Source organism: Herbiconiux dendrobii (assembly GCF_052048175.1).
Taxonomy (GTDB): domain Bacteria; phylum Actinomycetota; class Actinomycetes; order Actinomycetales; family Microbacteriaceae; genus Herbiconiux.
In genome coordinates, this window is record NZ_JBLZQV010000004.1 from 585139 (window position 1) to 601137 (window position 15999).

At 71.3% G+C, this 15999-nt stretch carries 13 protein-coding genes and 1 pseudogene; 11 read left to right on the top strand and 3 right to left on the bottom strand.

The features are described 5' to 3' along the window. Window positions 1–11: 11 nt before the first annotated feature. Both ACN4JJ_RS15535 and ACN4JJ_RS15540 read right to left on the bottom strand, forming a co-directional pair. Window positions 12–569: a hypothetical protein gene (locus ACN4JJ_RS15535; RefSeq protein WP_440710790.1), complete on the bottom strand. Its 558-nt coding sequence runs from the start codon at window positions 567–569 to the stop codon at window positions 12–14. 32 nt (window positions 570–601) lie between these two features. Further along, window positions 602–922, bottom strand: a pseudogene (locus ACN4JJ_RS15540) (hypothetical protein); the annotation flags it as partial. Between the two features lie 132 nt (window positions 923–1054). On the opposite strand from ACN4JJ_RS15540, the gene ACN4JJ_RS15545 reads away from it, so the two are divergent. The 5 genes from ACN4JJ_RS15545 to ACN4JJ_RS15565 all read left to right on the top strand — a co-directional run bounded on the left by ACN4JJ_RS15545 (window position 1055) and on the right by ACN4JJ_RS15565 (window position 6074). Next, the gene (locus tag ACN4JJ_RS15545) at window positions 1055–3118 is read left to right on the top strand and encodes a DUF262 domain-containing protein (RefSeq protein ID WP_440710791.1); all 2064 of its coding nucleotides are present in this window, start codon (window positions 1055–1057) and stop codon (window positions 3116–3118) included. A gap of 201 nt (window positions 3119–3319) precedes the next feature. Further along, window positions 3320–3667 carry a hypothetical protein gene (locus ACN4JJ_RS15550; protein ID WP_440710792.1) on the top strand — a complete coding sequence of 116 codons (348 nt, stop codon included), beginning with the start codon at window positions 3320–3322 and terminating at the stop codon, window positions 3665–3667. Window positions 3668–3766: 99 nt separating this feature from the next. Beyond that, window positions 3767–3904 carry a hypothetical protein gene (locus ACN4JJ_RS15555; RefSeq protein ID WP_440710793.1) on the top strand — a complete coding sequence of 46 codons (138 nt, stop codon included), beginning with the start codon at window positions 3767–3769 and terminating at the stop codon, window positions 3902–3904. A 197-nt stretch (window positions 3905–4101) separates the two neighbouring features. Then, entirely contained in the window at window positions 4102–5436 is a 1335-nt protein-coding gene (locus ACN4JJ_RS15560) for an LLM class flavin-dependent oxidoreductase (RefSeq protein WP_440710794.1), read from the top strand. A 14-nt stretch (window positions 5437–5450) separates the two neighbouring features. Continuing rightward, on the top strand, window positions 5451–6074 hold the full coding sequence (locus ACN4JJ_RS15565; protein ID WP_440710795.1) for an LOG family protein: 624 nt from the start codon (window positions 5451–5453) through the stop codon (window positions 6072–6074). Window positions 6075–6084: 10 nt separating this feature from the next. On the opposite strand, the gene ACN4JJ_RS15570 is transcribed toward ACN4JJ_RS15565, so the two are convergent. Then, entirely contained in the window at window positions 6085–6900 is an 816-nt protein-coding gene (locus ACN4JJ_RS15570; protein WP_440710796.1) for an endonuclease/exonuclease/phosphatase family protein, read from the bottom strand. Window positions 6901–7121: 221 nt separating this feature from the next. On the opposite strand from ACN4JJ_RS15570, the gene ACN4JJ_RS15575 reads away from it, so the two are divergent. From ACN4JJ_RS15575 to ACN4JJ_RS15600, 6 genes are all read left to right on the top strand, one after another. Then, window positions 7122–10544, top strand: coding sequence for a S8 family serine peptidase (locus ACN4JJ_RS15575; RefSeq protein ID WP_440710797.1), 3423 nt, complete (start codon window positions 7122–7124; stop codon window positions 10542–10544). Between the two features lie 184 nt (window positions 10545–10728). Next, a complete protein-coding gene (locus ACN4JJ_RS15580) occupies window positions 10729–12060 on the top strand; it encodes a flavin monoamine oxidase family protein (protein ID WP_440710798.1) in 1332 nt (443 codons plus the stop codon). 2 nt (window positions 12061–12062) lie between these two features. After that, on the top strand, window positions 12063–12893 hold the full coding sequence (locus tag ACN4JJ_RS15585; RefSeq protein ID WP_440710799.1) for a PaaX family transcriptional regulator: 831 nt from the start codon (window positions 12063–12065) through the stop codon (window positions 12891–12893). Window positions 12894–12941: 48 nt separating this feature from the next. Continuing rightward, window positions 12942–13790, top strand: coding sequence for a tryptophan 2,3-dioxygenase (gene kynA, locus ACN4JJ_RS15590; protein ID WP_440710800.1), 849 nt, complete (start codon window positions 12942–12944; stop codon window positions 13788–13790). A 2-nt stretch (window positions 13791–13792) separates the two neighbouring features. Further along, entirely contained in the window at window positions 13793–15085 is a 1293-nt protein-coding gene (gene kynU, locus ACN4JJ_RS15595) for a kynureninase (protein ID WP_440710801.1), read from the top strand. Beyond that, a complete protein-coding gene (locus ACN4JJ_RS15600; RefSeq protein WP_440710802.1) occupies window positions 15082–15921 on the top strand; it encodes an alpha/beta hydrolase in 840 nt (279 codons plus the stop codon). The genes kynU and ACN4JJ_RS15600 overlap by 4 nt, the downstream gene beginning before the upstream one ends. Window positions 15922–15999 lie beyond the last annotated feature (78 nt).

Here is a 15999-nt window from a genome sequence, read left to right on the forward strand (position 1 = left end):
CGAGCGGAGGATCAGGCCTCGCTCATCACCAGCTTCTCCTGCTGGCCGCGTGCGGCGAGCGCGGCGGCACGGGCGGCGAGGCGGCGGGTCTGCTCGGCCTGGCCGGCGTCGAGCTCGTCCTGCGGAACCGCGACGCTCTCGACGTGCGAGACGCCGTTGTACTTCTCGATGTAGGCGTCGAGCTCGGGGCCCGACTCCCACGACGTGATCAGGCAGTAGCGCGCCGTGTCACCGGGGTGGGTGGCGGCGTGCCAGAGGCGCTGGGTGTCGACGATCAGCTGCGCGCCGGCCGGGAGCGCGATGCGTACCTCGCCCTCGGGGTCGGTGCGGTTGTGGCGCAGCACGAAGTAGCTGTCCTTGTCGTCGGTCAGGTTGAAGAACCCGCGCACGACCCAGCCGGTACCATCCGGGTTCAGGCGGTTGTTGTCGTCCTGGTGGAGGTTGTAGAGGCAGTCGGCGTAGGTGTTCGGCTGCAGCTCGATCACGCGGCACCGGCCCACGTTGGCACCCGGCTCCTGGGCGCGACGGGTCAGGTCGGGGGCCTTCTCGGTCTGCGAGTCGATCCACACGCCGTCCTTGTCGGTGCNCAGTCGGCGTAGGTGTTCGGCTGCAGCTCGATCACGCGGCACCGGCCCACGTTGGCACCCGGCTCCTGGGCGCGACGGGTCAGGTCGGGGGCCTTCTCGGTCTGCGAGTCGATCCACACGCCGTCCTTGTCGGTGCGCGGCGGCTTGTGGTTCCAGAAGCCGTTGCACTCGATCTCGCCCTTGGCCGAGGCCAGCGGGGCGAAGCGGGTGTCGCCCGAGGACTTCCAGTCGTTGTACTCGATGTCGAGCCACTCCCGGGGATCCATCTCGCGGTCGTATTTGTCGAGAACGACGTAGCCGGTCTCTTCCAGCGCTGCTGATTTGATGTATGCCATGACGGTCGTCATGTCCTTTCGTCGGAGGACCAGCACGTTTTAACAGGTCCAACTTAGGTCAGCCTAACAGTGGCACCCTGGGAGACGCCTCACCCGATCACGGCGCGTTCTCGTCCAGTAAACTCGGCCGATATGGTCACTGCCACGAACGTCGAAGCCACCGCCGTCAACACCGTCGCCTGGCTCTCCGCCGAACGCACGACCATCGTCGTCCCGGTCTACCAGCGCCAGTACCGCTGGGACATCGGCGGCTGCGAGAAGCTGCTCGCCGACATCCGCGCCGTCTCCGACACCGACGACCGGCAGACCCACTTCATCGGGTCGATCCTCTCCACCGGGTCCGACACGGGCGAGCCCGACACGAGCGGGTCCGACACGGGCGAGCCCGACACGGCGACGGATGACGCCGAGCTCGTGCTGATCGACGGCCAGCAGCGCATCACCACACTGATGCTGCTGGTCGCGGCTCTCCAGCACACCATTCGCGACGCCGATCCGGAGCTGGCCGCCGAACTCGCCCGGGTGCTCGTTCGCGCCGACGACCCCTCCCGCACCAAACTGCGACCGCACCGCGCCTGGGCCGAGGTGTTCGAGAGCGTCGTGCTCGGGCGGAACGGCGCGGCCACCGGCGCCGGCGAACTGCGCGACTCCCGCTTCGACGACAACTACGCCTTCTTCCGCTCCCAGGTGCGGCCCGACGAGGTGCGCCGCGTCTGGCGCGGCCTGCAGAAGCTCGAGCACGTGGCGATCACCCTGGGGCCGGATGCGAACGCCCAGCAGATCTTCGAGAGCCTGAACTCCACCGGCGAGCCGCTGCGCGACCACGAGCTCATCCACAACTACGTCTTGATGGGCCTCTCGCACGCCGAGCAGACCGAGATCGAGCAGCAGTACTGGCTGCCGATCGAGCAGCACACGGGCGAGTCGATCGCCCAGTTCTGGCGCGACTACCTGGTGATGACCACCGGCCGCGAGGTCGTCGTCACCGGCGGCCGCGGCGTCTACGACGCCTTCCGGCAGGAGTTCCCGCGGCTGGACATCGACACCCTGCGCGCCCACGCGAGCCGCTGGCGGGAGTACGCCGAGACGTATCGCACGCTGCTCGATCCGGAGCGCGAAGCCGATCCGCAGATCGCCCGCCACCTCGGCTACCTCACCGCCTTCGGCCGCGGCATGTATCCCCTGGTGATGCGCGCCTACGACGACTACGCGCACGGCGGCTCGAGTGCCATCACCCTCATCCGCACCCTGGAGTCGGTGCAGTCGCTGCTGCTGCGCCGCACGGTCGTGGGGCTCACGAACGACCGCCTGGTGGCGCGCCTGTGCCGCGCCCGCGAAGACGGCGACGACAGCCTGGTGCGGGCGATCGCGCGCATCACCCCCTCGGATGAGCGCGTGCGGGTGGGCCTGAAGTTCACCGAGCTGCCGCACGCCCCGTACGTGCTCGGCCGCCTGGCCGACCTCGCCTCGCTCGACGGGCTCGACCTCGAGCACGTCGTGCCGCTCGCCCCCGGTGACGACTGGACCGGCGACGGCGTGCGCCGCTGGTCGGAGTACAGCGACGACGAGCAGAACAGCCACCGCGCGCTCGCGCAGACGCTGGGCAACCTGACGCTGCTCGAGCAGCCGCTCGCGGAGCGCGCCTTCGACCGCTCCTTCCCGGCCAAGCGCGCGATCTACTCCGAGAGCGCCGTGGGCCTCACCCACGAGCTGGCCGAGGCCCCGGCCTGGGGCACGGCGGCCATCGCGGCGCGCACGGTGCAGCTGAGCGAACTCTTCCTGCGGGTGTGGGCGCGCCCGGCCCTCCGCGGCATCGACGACGACGACCTCACCCCCGTCCTCGACGCGATCCGCCGCAGCGGCTGGCCGCGCGGCTGGGAGCGCGAGTGGGACTACGTGGAGTACCGCGGCGAGCACTGGGAGGTGTACGACGTCAAGTACCTCTTCAACCGCGTCTTCAAGCGCCTCTGGGCCGACTCCCGCGAGAGCGTCGTCGCCTTCAGCGCGCGCCGCGGCGGCCCGGTCTACGAGGCCCGATCCTGGAACGGCCACTGGGACGCGCTCGACGAGTCCCACCACCTCTACATGGGCTGGGACTCGAAGTACATGCTGACGGCCGTGCAGGGCGTGCTCGACGAGGCCGGGTTCGCCCCCGAGGTGTTCGTCAAGTACTCCTACTTCGGCGCCGTGATGTAACGGGATCTTCGGCGGCGTGATGTAACGAGTTCTTCGGAGCCACCACGTGGCGCAGTGGGCGACACGGGGCGACGCGTTCGCGCCGTCAGGCGATCCACTGGGCCGTCCACCCCGCCCGGGGGCTACGGTTGACCCAGGCGACGTCTTGGGTGGCGGCGCCGGTGCGACCCGGGTGGCGCACCAGAGCGATCGGGGCACGCCATGCACGACGAGAGATCCGAACCCCGCGCCGGCGCGGCCGACGCCCGCACGATGCGGATCCCGCCGGAAGGGCAGCTGGCGGCCACCGCCCTGCTCGACGCCGTCATCTCGCAGAGCGCCGGGGCCTCGAACGAGGCCAATCTGCAGGCGCTGGGCCAAGCCCTGTCGATCCTCACCCCCGGCGAGCGGTACCCGCAGGAGCAGCTTCCGGATGCGGGCGACATCACCGCGGCGGCCATGGTGTGCATCAGCTGGCTGGCCAACAAGCTCGCGGTCACCACCGGCACGTCGATCGAGGCCGAGATCAGCGAGCTGCGCGCCTTCCTGGACTCCGTCGCCGAACACTGATCCGGGCCGCCCCGAGCCGGCCTCAGGCATATGGTTCGCGCTACACGTGGGTGGCCCTCAGCAACACCACCCTCGATCGGCCGCGGCGGCCTGCAGTTCATGCTGATCATCCGGCTGCAGGGCGTCTGGCTGCCGCTCACCGTCGGCTTCCTGGTCTCGGGCCCCATCTCGGGCACGCCGAGCGACCGCTTCGGCCGGCGCAGGATGCAGCGCCGCCGATGCATCGCGTTCGCGTAATCCGCCCGAAACCTGGCCTGGGTACAGTGCTGATCACGAGCCACCGCCATCCGGGAAGGAGCCAGCATGACCGAGCACGAGTCCTCGAGCTACCCGTCGCGCTGGAACCGGGGCGCGATCGCACACGGCAATCGGTAGCAGCGACATCCGTCGTCCTGCCCGATCCCTGCTGTGCCGATCCAGAAAGACTCCTCCCGATGACCGACGACTCGACGCCCGCCAAGACGCTCAACCTCGCCCTGTTCCTCTTCCCCGGCTACCACCTCGGCGCCTGGCGCCTGCCCGACGCGATCCCCGAGTTCGATCTCGACATCGACCACTACGTGCGGGCCGCCCAGCTCGCCGAGACGGCCAAGCTCGACGCCATCTTCTTCGAAGACGGGGCGGCCGTGCGCCGCAGCAACGACATCCTGAACGGCGACACCTACGGGGTGGCGAACCCCCGCTCGATCCACTTCGACCCCACGATGGTGCTGCCGGCCCTCGCGATGCACACCACCCACCTGGGCCTCGCCGCCACCTCGACGGCCACCTTCAACGAGCCCTACAACACCGCCCGACGGTTCTCCTCGCTCGACTTCCTGAGCAAGGGCCGGGCCGGCTGGAACCTCGTCACCTCGTTCAACGAGGACGAGGCGCAGAACTTCGGCCTCGAGGCCCACCTCGCGCACGCCGCGCGCTACGAGCGGGCCGAGGAGTTCGTCGACGTCGTGACCGGCCTCTGGGATTCCTGGGAACCGGATGCGATCGTGCGCGACAAGGAATCCGGCACCTATTTCGACCCCGAGAAGATGCACTTCCTGCAGCACGAGGGCGAGCACTTCACCGTGCGCGGCCCGCTCACCCTCGGCCGGAGCCCGCAGGTGCGGCCGGTCATCTTCCAGGCCGGCTCGTCCGAGCCCGGGCGCGCCCTCGCGGCCCGCACCGCCGACGTGGTGTTCACGCTGCAGTCCGACCTCGACGAGGCGCGCGCGTTCCGCGACGACATCCGGGCCCGCGCCGCCGCCTTCGGCCGCGACCCGGAGACCATCAAGGTGCTGGTGGGCATGACCCCGATCGTCGGCGCCACCGACGAGGAGGCCGCCGCGCTCCGCGACGAGATGATGGCGCTCATCCCCGAAGACCTCGCCATCAGCAACCTCATCCCGCTGTCCGGCGGCTACGACTTCCGCCGGCACGACCTGAACGGCCCGATGCCCGAGCTGCCCGAGTCGAACGCGGGCAAGTCGCACCGCGCCGCGATCGTGTCGGTGGCCCGCCGCGACGGACTGTCGGTCCTCGAGACCGCCCGCTACTTCGCCGAGGGCAGCTACCTGAAGATGATCGGGTCCCCCGCCACCATCGCCGACACGATGCAGCGGTGGCGCGAGGCCGACGCCTGCGACGGCTTCCTGGCCGTTCCCACGCACTACCCGACCGGCGTGGAGGACTTCACGCAGCGGGTCGTCCCCGAACTCCAGCGCCGGGGCGTCTTCCGCACCGAATACAGCGGAACGCAGCTACGCGACCACCTGGGCCTCGCCCGCTACTGAACCGGAGGAATCCCATGACCGACGAGCACCGCCCCTTCACCATCGCCGTGTTCTGCGGATCGGCCACCGGCAACGATCCCGTCTACCTGGAGGCCGCCCGGCAGGTGGGCCGCACCCTGGCCGAGCGCGGCATCGGCGTGGTGTTCGGCGGCGGGCACGTCGGCCTGATGGGGGCGGTGGCGGATGCCGCGATGACCGCGGGCGGCCACGTGACGGGTGTCATCCCGCTCTCGCTGCACGAGCGCGAGGTGGCGCACGCCGCCGTCTCCGAGCTGCACATCGTCGAGACGATGCACGAGCGCAAGCTGATGATGGCCGAGCGCTCCGACGCCTTCCTGGCGCTGCCGGGCGGCCCCGGCACGCTCGAGGAGATCACCGAGCAATGGACCTGGGCCCAGCTCGGCATCCACGAGAAGCCCTGCGGCTTCCTCAACGTGGCGGGCTACTACGACCCGCTGATCGCGCTCGTCGACGGGATGCGCGACCGCGGCTTCACGCACCCGCGCTACACCGGCATGCTGCGCTTCTCCGACTCGATCGACGAGCTCGTCGAGGCCTTCCGCACCTACACGCCACCCGCCCGGATGCAGGCCTCCCCCGGTCTGGAGATGAGCACGACCCCGCCGGTCGCGCCCTGACCGCACCGGGCTAGAACCGCAGCACGGCCTGCACGGGAAGGTGGTCGGAGGGCCAGACGCCTCCGGGGCGGCGGGTGTTGATCCCGATGCGCTCCACGGTGACGTCGGGCGTCACCACGATCCAGTCGATGCGCTTGCGGCCGAGCCGGGGGCGATTGTAGTTGGGGAACGTGCCCCACTCGGGAGTGAGACGTGTCTGCGCGGTGATCCAGGCGTCCTGCAGTTCACCCAGGGAGAGCAAGACCTGCAGGGTGGTGGTGCCCTCGCCGCTGTTGAGATCGCCCGTCATCACGGCGGGGAGCCCCTGGCCGGCCACGAGCGCGCGCACGGCCTCCGCGGCGCGCAGCCGCGACCGGCGCGAGGAGTTGTCGAAGTGCGTGTTGACCGCGAGGAAGCGTTTCTGCGTGGCCCGGTCACGGAAATCGGCGGCCACCACGATGCGCGGCGTGCGATTGCCCCAGCTGGTCGACCCGGGCTCGTCCGGGGTGTCCGAGAGGGCCTGCTGGCTCCAGCTCAGCAGTTCGAGACGGGTGCCGTCGTAGTAGATCGGGCATCCTTCGCCCTGACCGTCGGCGTCGCGGCCGTAGCCGATCCGGCGGTAGTCCTCGCCGAGGGCGGCCTTGAGCACCCGGGCCTGGTCGGGCAGCACCTCCTGCGTCCCGATCAGGTGCGGCCGCTCCGTGGCGAGCAGGGTCGCCAGCGCCGGCGCACGCACCGACCAGCGGTCGGCGCTGCGCGGCCGCATCCCCATCCGCCGCCGGATGTTCACGGTGGCCACGTGCAGGTCGGGCGCGGCGACGGGGGCGATGAGCGCCGGATCGGTCATCCTCTGAGACTAGGCGTCCCGGCCCGCCTTGCCACCGCAGGCCACGCCCCCTCGAACGGGGGTGATAGTACGGGATGGTTCGGAAAAGTAAAAGACTTCCGCGGCACCCGAAATCTCCGCATAATCGGAGGACATTCCCACCCGATCCACATGTTCACCGCTGCGCCCCCTGCAGTTCGGACAGCACGATCGGCGTGTCCCTACGAAGAAAGCTGAGCTACGTGCGCCGTACTCCTGCGTTGCCACCGCACCCCATCATCGCGCGGAGAGGGTCAGGTGGCCGCAGAGGCCGCGCCACGGCCCTCGGCGCCGTCGTCGCCGTTGCCGGGGTGATCGCCGCCGGCTCGTTCGCCTTCGCACCCGCCTCCGCTCTCCCCGTTCCCGCCGGATCGGCCACGAAGCCCGCGACCGGCCCCTCCGCTCCGGTGACGTACGGCGACGGAACCTACATCGTGACGCTCGTCGACGAGCCAGCCGCCACCTACACCGGCGACAAGGGCTTCGAGAAGACCGCGCCCGACGGTGCACGCCAGCTCGACGCCTCCGCCCCTGCGGTCGAGCTGTACTCGGCCCACCTGCAGAGCACGCAGTCCGCCGTCGCGAGCGCGGTCGGCGCATCCGTCGACTACAGCTACACGCTCACGCTGAACGGCTTCTCGGCGAACCTCACGGGCGACCAGGCCTCGGCCCTCGCCGCCCGCAAAGACGTGGCGGCGGTGACCAAGTCGGAGGTGCAGCACCTCGACCGTGCGGCCCAGGCCGCGGTCGCCGCGGCCGCTGCGGCCCCCGCAGCCCCCGTGGACGCGGCGGCCCTCACTCCGTTTCCGGAGACCGGCCAGGTCTCGTCGACCGACTTCCTCGGACTGACCGGCGACGACGGGGTCTGGGCGCAGCTCGGCGGCCAGCAGGCGGCGGGAGCCGGCATCGTGGTCGGTGACATCGACTCGGGCATCGCGCCCGAGAACCCCTCGTTCGCCGGCGACGAGCTCGGCAGCGCGGCGGGCGCCGATCCGTATCTCGCCGACGGCCGGATCGTGTTCGAGAAGTCCGACGGCCAGACCTACTCGGGCATCTGCCAGGAAGGTGCCGACGCCGACCAGCAGTGGACCGGCGAGGAGTGCAACACCAAGCTGATCGGCGCGAGCTGGTTCCTGCCGACGGCCCTCTACGACCTCGTGGGCACCCCCGACCGGCCCGAGTACCTGTCGCCCCGCGACGGCGACGGCCACGGATCGCACACCACCTCGACCGCGGCGGGCAACGCCGATGTCGACGCCACCATCGGCGACTACGACTTCGGCGACATCTCGGGCGTCGCCCCGGCCGCCAAGGTCGCCGAGTACAAGGTGTGCTGGAACGGCAACGGCGTCGAGACCGACGACGGCTGCTACACCGAGTCCATCCTCGCGGCGATCGAGCAGGCCGTGGCCGACGGCGTCGACGTGATCAACTACTCGATCGGCGGCGGCTCGGCCACCTCCACCTTCGCCCTCGAAGACCAGGCCTTCTTCGGGGCGGCGGCGGCCGGCGTGTTCGTGTCGGCCTCGGCCGGCAACTCGGGCCCGGATGCTTCCACCCTCGACCACGCCTCGCCGTGGTACACCACGGTGGCGGCCTCCTCCATCCCCACCTACACGGCCACGGCCGAGCTCGGTGACGGCCAGAAATTCGCCGGCTCCTCCATCACGGTGCACGAACCGGTGGAAGCCCCGATCGTGCTGAGCGCAGACGTGGCCGGCGACGGGGTCGAGGCGGATGCCGCCACGATCTGCGACGCCGACTCGCTCGACCCCGCGCTCACCGCGGGCAAGGTCGTGGTCTGCGAGGCGGGCGTCACGGCGCGCGTCTCGAAGTCGGCGGAGGTCGCCCGCGCGGGCGGCGCCGGCATGCTGCTGGTCAACCCCTTCCCCAACGCCGACCACGCCGACGACCACTCGGTGCCCTCGATCCAGATCGACTCGGACGCCTACGACGCGATCTACGCCTACGCCGCCACCCCCGGCGCCACGGTCACGCTCGTGCAGGGAAACACTTCCGGCGTCGAGCGCCCCACCCCTCAGGTCGCCGGCTTCTCGTCGCGCGGACCGGCGGAGGCGGATGGCGCCGACGTGCTGAAGCCCGACATCTCGGCGCCCGGCGTCTCGATCCTGGCCGACGGCGCGAACGCCCAGGGCGACGACGCGACCTTCCAGTTCGAGTCGGGCACCTCGATGTCCGCCCCGCACATCGCCGGTCTCGCCGCGCTCTACCTCACCCGGTTCCCCACGGCCTCGGTGTCGACGATCAAGTCGTCGATGATGACCTCGGCCTACGACACCGTGAACCAGGACGGCAGCGAGTCGCGCGACGTCTTCGCGCAGGGTGCCGGCCATGTCGACCCGACCCGGATGCTCGACCCGGGTCTGGTCTACGACAGCGGTGTGCCCGACTGGATCGCCTTCCTCGAGGGCGAGGGCTACGTCTTCACCGAGCCGACCGGCATCGATCCGATCGACCCCTCCGACCTCAACCAGGCCTCCATCGCGATCGGCTCCCTGGCCGGCGTGCAGACGGTGACCCGCACGGTCACCTCCACCGCCGCGGGCACCTACACCGCCGACGTCTCGGTCGACGGTGTGGACACCACGGTCACCCCGTCGACGCTGAGCTTCAGCGGCCCCGGTGAGACCGCCAGCTACACGGTGAGCTTCGCGGTGACGGATGCTCCGCTGGACGAGTTCGCGTCGGGGTACCTCACCTGGACGAACGAGGCCGGCGGCGAGGTCCGCAGCCCGATCGCGGTGCGCCCGGTGGCCATCGCCGCCCCCTACGAGGTCAGTGGCGAGGGCAACACCGGCAGCGTGACGGTGCCGATCACGCCGGGCATCGACGGCGAACTGCCGCTGTCGGTCACCGGCCTGGTCGAGGGCGACCTGGCGGAGGACGCCAGCGCGGCCGACGGCCACTCGGGTACCCTGCCCGCGGGCAAGCAGTTCACCTCCACCATGACGATCGAGGAGGGCACCAGCTTCGCGCGCTTCGATCTGGATGCGATCGACGACACGGCCGACCTCGACCTCTACGTCGATCTGCTCGACGACGCCGGAAAGCCGGCGAAGTCGTACGTCTCGGCGACCGGATCGGCCGACGAGCGCGTCGACATCGAGAACCCCGAGCCGGGCACCTACCAGGTGCGGGCCGACGTCTACGCCGCGCCCTCGGGTCAGTCGGAGGCGACGTTCGACCTCGTCGAGTACGCGCTCGGCACCGGTGACGCCACGGGCGACCTCACGGCCACCCCGGCCACGCTCGCCGTGGTCTCGGGCCAGCCGATCGAGTACGCGGCATCCTGGACCGGGCTCGACGGGCCCGCCCGCTTCCTGGGCGCGGTCGCCTACGGCGACACCGGCGCCTACACGCTGGTGTCGGTCGTCACGACCCAGGCCGCCCCGGAGCCGACGCCCACCCCGACGCCGACGGTGACGCCCGCGCCGACCGACCCCGGCACCCCGCCGGCACCGGTGCCGGGTGACGGCGGCAGCGCGGCAGCGGGCCTCGCGGCCACCGGTTCCGCGGCTCTCGGCATCGGTATCATCGCCGTGATCGTGCTGGCCGCCGGCCTGGTGACCGTGCTGATCATCCGCCGTCGCGCCGCGCGCAACTGATCATCAGGTGAGGGGCCGTCCCGCGAGGGGCGGCCCCTCATCCGTGCGCCCGGGTCGCAGGATCGCGTGCAAACCGCCCCGTTTCCATGCGATCCTGCGACCTGAGACGGCCCGAACCGGGGGCGCGGACTCGTAGGGTGGGAGCGGCGGGCGGAACGGACCTCCCGCAGAGAGGGGTCGGACCATGGAGCACCTCGACACGGTCGTGGTCGGCGCGGGGATCGCGGGGCTGGCCGCCGCCCGGCTGCTGCAGCGCGCCGGCCGGCGGGTCGTCGTTCTGGAGGCCCGAGACCGCGTCGGCGGGCGGGTGTGGACGGATCGGAGCGACGGCGAGGCCACCGACCTCGGCGCCTCCTGGATCCACGGCATCGACGGCAGCCCCGTCGCTGCGGCGGCCGAGGCCTTCGGTCTGCGCACCGTGGAGTTCACCGTCGGCGGCTACCAGCCCGACAGCCGCCCCATCGCCTACTACGCTCCGGATGGGACGCGGCTCTCCGACGAGGCTGCCGAAGCCCTCGCCGACGACATCCACACCGTCGACGCCACGCTCGCCACGGTGGTCGCGTCGTCGGCCCCGGATGCCTCGTACCGCGACGTCACCGAGGAGGCGATCGCCCGGCAGGCCTGGGACGAGCCGCGCGCCGCCCGCGTGCGCGAGTACCTCGAGCACCGCTCGGAGGAGCAGTACGGCGCCTGGATCGAGGATCTCGCGGCGCACGGCCTCGACGACGACTCGATCGACGGCGACGAGGTCGTGTTCCCCGAGGGGTACGCGCAACTCGCCGACGGCCTCGCCGTGGGTCTCGACGTGCGTCTGGAGCACCTGGTCGCCCGCGTCGGCTGGTCGGCCGACGGTGTCGTCGTCACCACCGCGCAGGGCGAGTTCTCGGCCGGCACCGCCGTGGTCACCGTGCCCGTGGGCGTGCTGAAGTCGGACGGCTTCGCGATCGAGCCGGCCCTCCCCGATCCGGTCGCCGCCGCCCTGGGCCGGCTGCAGATGAACGCCTTCGAGAAGGTGTTCCTGCGCTTCGACGAGAAGTTCTGGCCCGAGGGCGTCTACGCCATCCGCCAGCAGGGTCCGGATGCCGCCTGGTGGCACTCCTGGTACGACCTCACCGCCCTGCACGGCACGCCGACCCTACTCACCTTCGCCGCGGGCCCGGCCGCCGTGGCTACGCGCGACTGGAGCGACGAGCAGGTGACCGCCTCGGTGCTCGAGCAGCTGCGCCGCCTCTACGGCGACGCCGTTCCAGCCCCGGTGCACGTGCACCGCACCGCCTGGCAGGACGACCCCTTCGCGCACGGCTCCTACGCCTACATGACGGTGGGCTCCACGACGGCCGACCACGACGATCTCGCCACCCCGGTCGGCGGCGTGCTGCACCTGGCCGGCGAGGCCACCTGGACCGACGATCCGGCCACCGTGACCGCCGCCCTCTGCTCCGGCCACCGGGCGGCGTCACGCATCCTGAACCGCGAGATCCCGATCGACGAGCTCTGGGCCCGGGGCCGCTGAGCGTGGCCGAGATCCTCGACGACCTCGACTCGCGGCCGGGTAGCGCCACCTCGCTGCTGCGCACCACCGTCGGGGTGTCGCTGCGCGAGCTCGGCGGTTGGATCGCCCTGCCGCACCTGCTCGAACTGATGGCGGCACTCGGCGTCTCCGCACCGCGGGCGCGAACGGCGGTGGCCCGGGTGAAGAAGCGCGAGCTGCTGGTTCCGGAGGCCCGGGGCAAGGTGGCCGGCTACGCCCTGGCTCCGGATGCCACGGGCATGCTCGAGCGCGGAGACCGCCGCATCTACCACCCCCGCACCATGACCCCGGACAGCGCCTGGTGCGCCCTCTCGTTCTCCATCCCCGAGAACCGGCGCGACCAGCGCCATCAGCTGCGCCGCCGCCTGCACTGGATCGGCTTCGGCACCATCTCGCCGGCGCTCTGGATCGGCCCGGAGTACCTCGCCGACGAGGTCGAGGAGATCCTCGCCGACCTGGGCCTGCGCGAATACGCGACCGTGCTGATCAGCGAGGCGCCCCGGGTCGAGGGTTCCCTCGCGGATGCCGTGGCCCGCTGGTGGGACCTGGGCGCCCTGCGCGCCCATCACGAGGAGTTCCTCGCGCAGCACGAGGCCGACGCCGCCCCGTCGGCGGGGGGACTCGAACCCCGCGAGGCGTTCGGGCGTTACATCCGGAGCATCGACAGCTGGCGGGTCATCCCCTACGTGGATCCCGGGCTGCCGCCGGGACTGCTGCCCGCCGACTGGCCCGGCGAGCGCAGCAGCCGACTCTTCCGCACGCTGCACGAGCAGCTCGCCGAACCGAGCGCCGCCTTCGTGCGCGATCTTCGCTAATAGAACACAATCCTGACGCGCGTCACTTAAGTGATCTATGATCGCCTCATGACCGACAACACCCGCGAGATCGAGCCGACCGTCGTCACCGACCTGCACGACCGCATGAGCTACGGCTCGTACCTGTCGCTCGACACGCTGCTGAGCGCGCAGAACCCGGTGAGCGACCCGGTGCACCACGACGAGCTGCTGTTCATCATCCAGCACCAGACCACCGAGCTCTGGCTGAAGCTGGTGCTGCACGAGCTGCGGGCGGCCTGCGCGCTGATCGCGGCCGACGACCTCGCGGCGGCGCTGAAGAAGCTGGCGCGGGTCAAGCACATCCAGAAGACGATGACCGAGCAGTGGTCGGTGCTCGCCACGCTCACGCCGAGCGAGTACGCGCAGTTCCGCGACTCGCTCGCGAACTCTTCGGGCTTCCAGTCGTACCAGTACCGCGCCGTCGAGTTCGCGCTCGGCAACAAGAACGCCGGCATGCTGAAGGTGTTCGACGCCGAGCCCGGGGCCCGGGCCGTGCTGGAGGAGCTGCTGCACGCACCGAGCGTGTACGACGAGTTCTTGCGGCATCTCGCGCGCAAGGGCTTCGCGATCCCCGCCGAGATCCTCGAGCGCGACGTCACCGTGGCGCACACCATGACCGAGGCCCTGCTGCCGGTGTTCATCGAGATCTACGAGAACTCCGAGACGCACTGGGCGATCTACGAGGCCTGCGAGGAGCTGGTCGACCTCGAGGAGAACTTCCAGTTCTGGCGCTTCCGGCACCTGCGCACGGTGTTGCGCACCATCGGCATGAAGACCGGCACCGGCGGTTCCAGCGGGGTCGACTTCTTGAAGCGGGCGCTGGACCTCACCTTCTTCCCCGAACTGTTCGCGGTTCGCACCGAGATCGGACGCTGAGTATGAGCACGAACCCCGTCACCACCACGTCCGCCGCTGCCGGCCCGACCTCCCCTGGCCCGACTGTCACCGGCCCGACCGCCGCCGACCTCGACCGCGTCGACCCGCTGCGCCGCTACCGCGACGCCTTCGTCGGCACCGACGACGACTCCGTGCGCGGCTACCTCGACGGCAACTCGCTCGGCCGGCCGCTCAAGGCGCTGGTGCCCGCGATGACCGCCTTCCTGGAGCAGCAGTGGGGCGAGCGGCTCATCCGCGGCTGGGACGAGGGCTGGATGCGCCTGCCCGAGACGCTCGGCGACCGGATCGCGGCGGCGACGCTCGGCGCCGCCCCCGGCCAGACCGTGGTCGCCGATTCGACCACGGTCTCGCTCTACAAGCTCATGCGCGCAGCCCTCGCCGCCCGCCCCGATCGCTCGGAGATCGTGATCGACCGGGCGAACTTCCCCACCGACCGCTTCGTGGCGGAGGGCGTGGCCGCGGAGACCGGCGCGAGCATCCGCTGGATCGATGCGGATGCGGCCCTCGGCGTGCAGCTCGACGACGTGGCCGCGGTGCTCGGCCCGCAGACGGCCGTGGTCGTGCTCAGCCACGTGGCCTACCGGTCCGGGCACGTCGCCGACGTGCCGGCGATCACGGCGCTCACCCACGAGCACGGCGCGCTGGTGCTCTGGGACCTGTGCCATTCGGCCGGCTCGATCCCGATCGAGCTCGACGCCTGGGGTGTCGACCTCGCCACCGGCTGCACCTACAAGTACCTGAACGGCGGCCCGGGCTCGCCGGCCTTCCTCTACGTGGCCACCGGGTTGCAGGAGGCGGCCACCCAGCCGATCTGGGGCTGGATGGGCGACCGGCGCCCGTTCGAGATGGCACAGGGCTACGAGCCGGCCGCGGGCATCCGTCGTTTCGTCAGCGGCACGCCGCCGGTGATGGGGATGCTCGCGATGCAGTCGATGCTCGACCTGATCGAAGAGGTGGGCATCGACGCCATCCGCACCAAGTCGCTCGCGCTGACCGAGTATGCGATCGCGCAGTACGACGAGAAGCTCGCGCCGCTCGGCGTCACGCTCTCGACCCCGCGCGACGGCGCGGTGCGCGGCAGTCACATCACCATCGACCACCCCTCCTTCAAGGCGCTCGTCGCCGAGCTGTGGGAGAACGGCCTGATCCCCGACTTCCGGCCGCCCGCGGGCATCCGACTCGGCCTCTCGCCCCTGTCGACCAGCTTCGCCGAGGTCGAGACCGTGATCGACGCCATCCGGCAGTCGCTCGCGTCGGCCGCTCGACCGGTATGACGACGGATGTCCTGAGCCGCCGTGCTCGCGAGCCCGACCACGTGCTGCGGTACGGGCCGGGCCCCTCGCAGGTGGCCGACCTGTACCTGCCGCCGCACGGGCCGGTCCGGGGTCTCGTGCTCGCCCTGCACGGCGGGTTCTGGCGCGCCCGCTACGACCGCGTGCACCTGCGCCCGCTGGCCGAGGCGATCGCCGCGGGCGATCACGCCGTCGCGCTGATCGAGTACCGCCGCATCGGCGAAGACGGCGGTGGTCACCCCGGAACCTTCGACGACGTGCTGCTCGGCATCCGCACGGTGCCCGGTCTCGTCGGCGATCTCCTGGAGCGCGAGCGGCGTGCCGGGTCCGGCCTCGACGGCGCCGCCCTCGGGCACCCGCTCCGCGCCGCGGACACGACCCTGATCGGTCACTCGGCCGGCGGCCACCTGGCGCTCTGGAGCCAGAGCGTGCCCGAGGCGCGGGTCGCGCACGTGATCGCGCTGGCCGGCGTGCTCGACCTCGGCGAGGCCGAGCACCTCCGCCTCAGCGAGGACGCCGTGGGCGAGCTCCTCCACCGCGACCACCCGGGGTTCACCGACCGCCTGGCCGCCGCCGACCCGATGCGGCTCGCCCCGCCCACCGCCGCAGGTACGGCCACCACGCTCGTGCACGGCACCGTCGACCCCGATGTGCCCGTCTCCTTCAGCCGCACCTACGCCGCCCGGGATCGCCGCATCGCCTACCACCCCCTCGAGGGCGTCGACCACTTCGCCCTCATCGACCCGCACTCCCCGGCAGGCGCGCTGGTCCTCCGCCTGATCGCATCCGCCCCGCCACCCGTGCCGCCCCTCTCCTGACACGCGACCCTCCACCCGCCGCCGCCGCGCACGCAGGCAGGCAGGCGACGCCGATGCGGTCGTAAAGTCCCGAGTCGG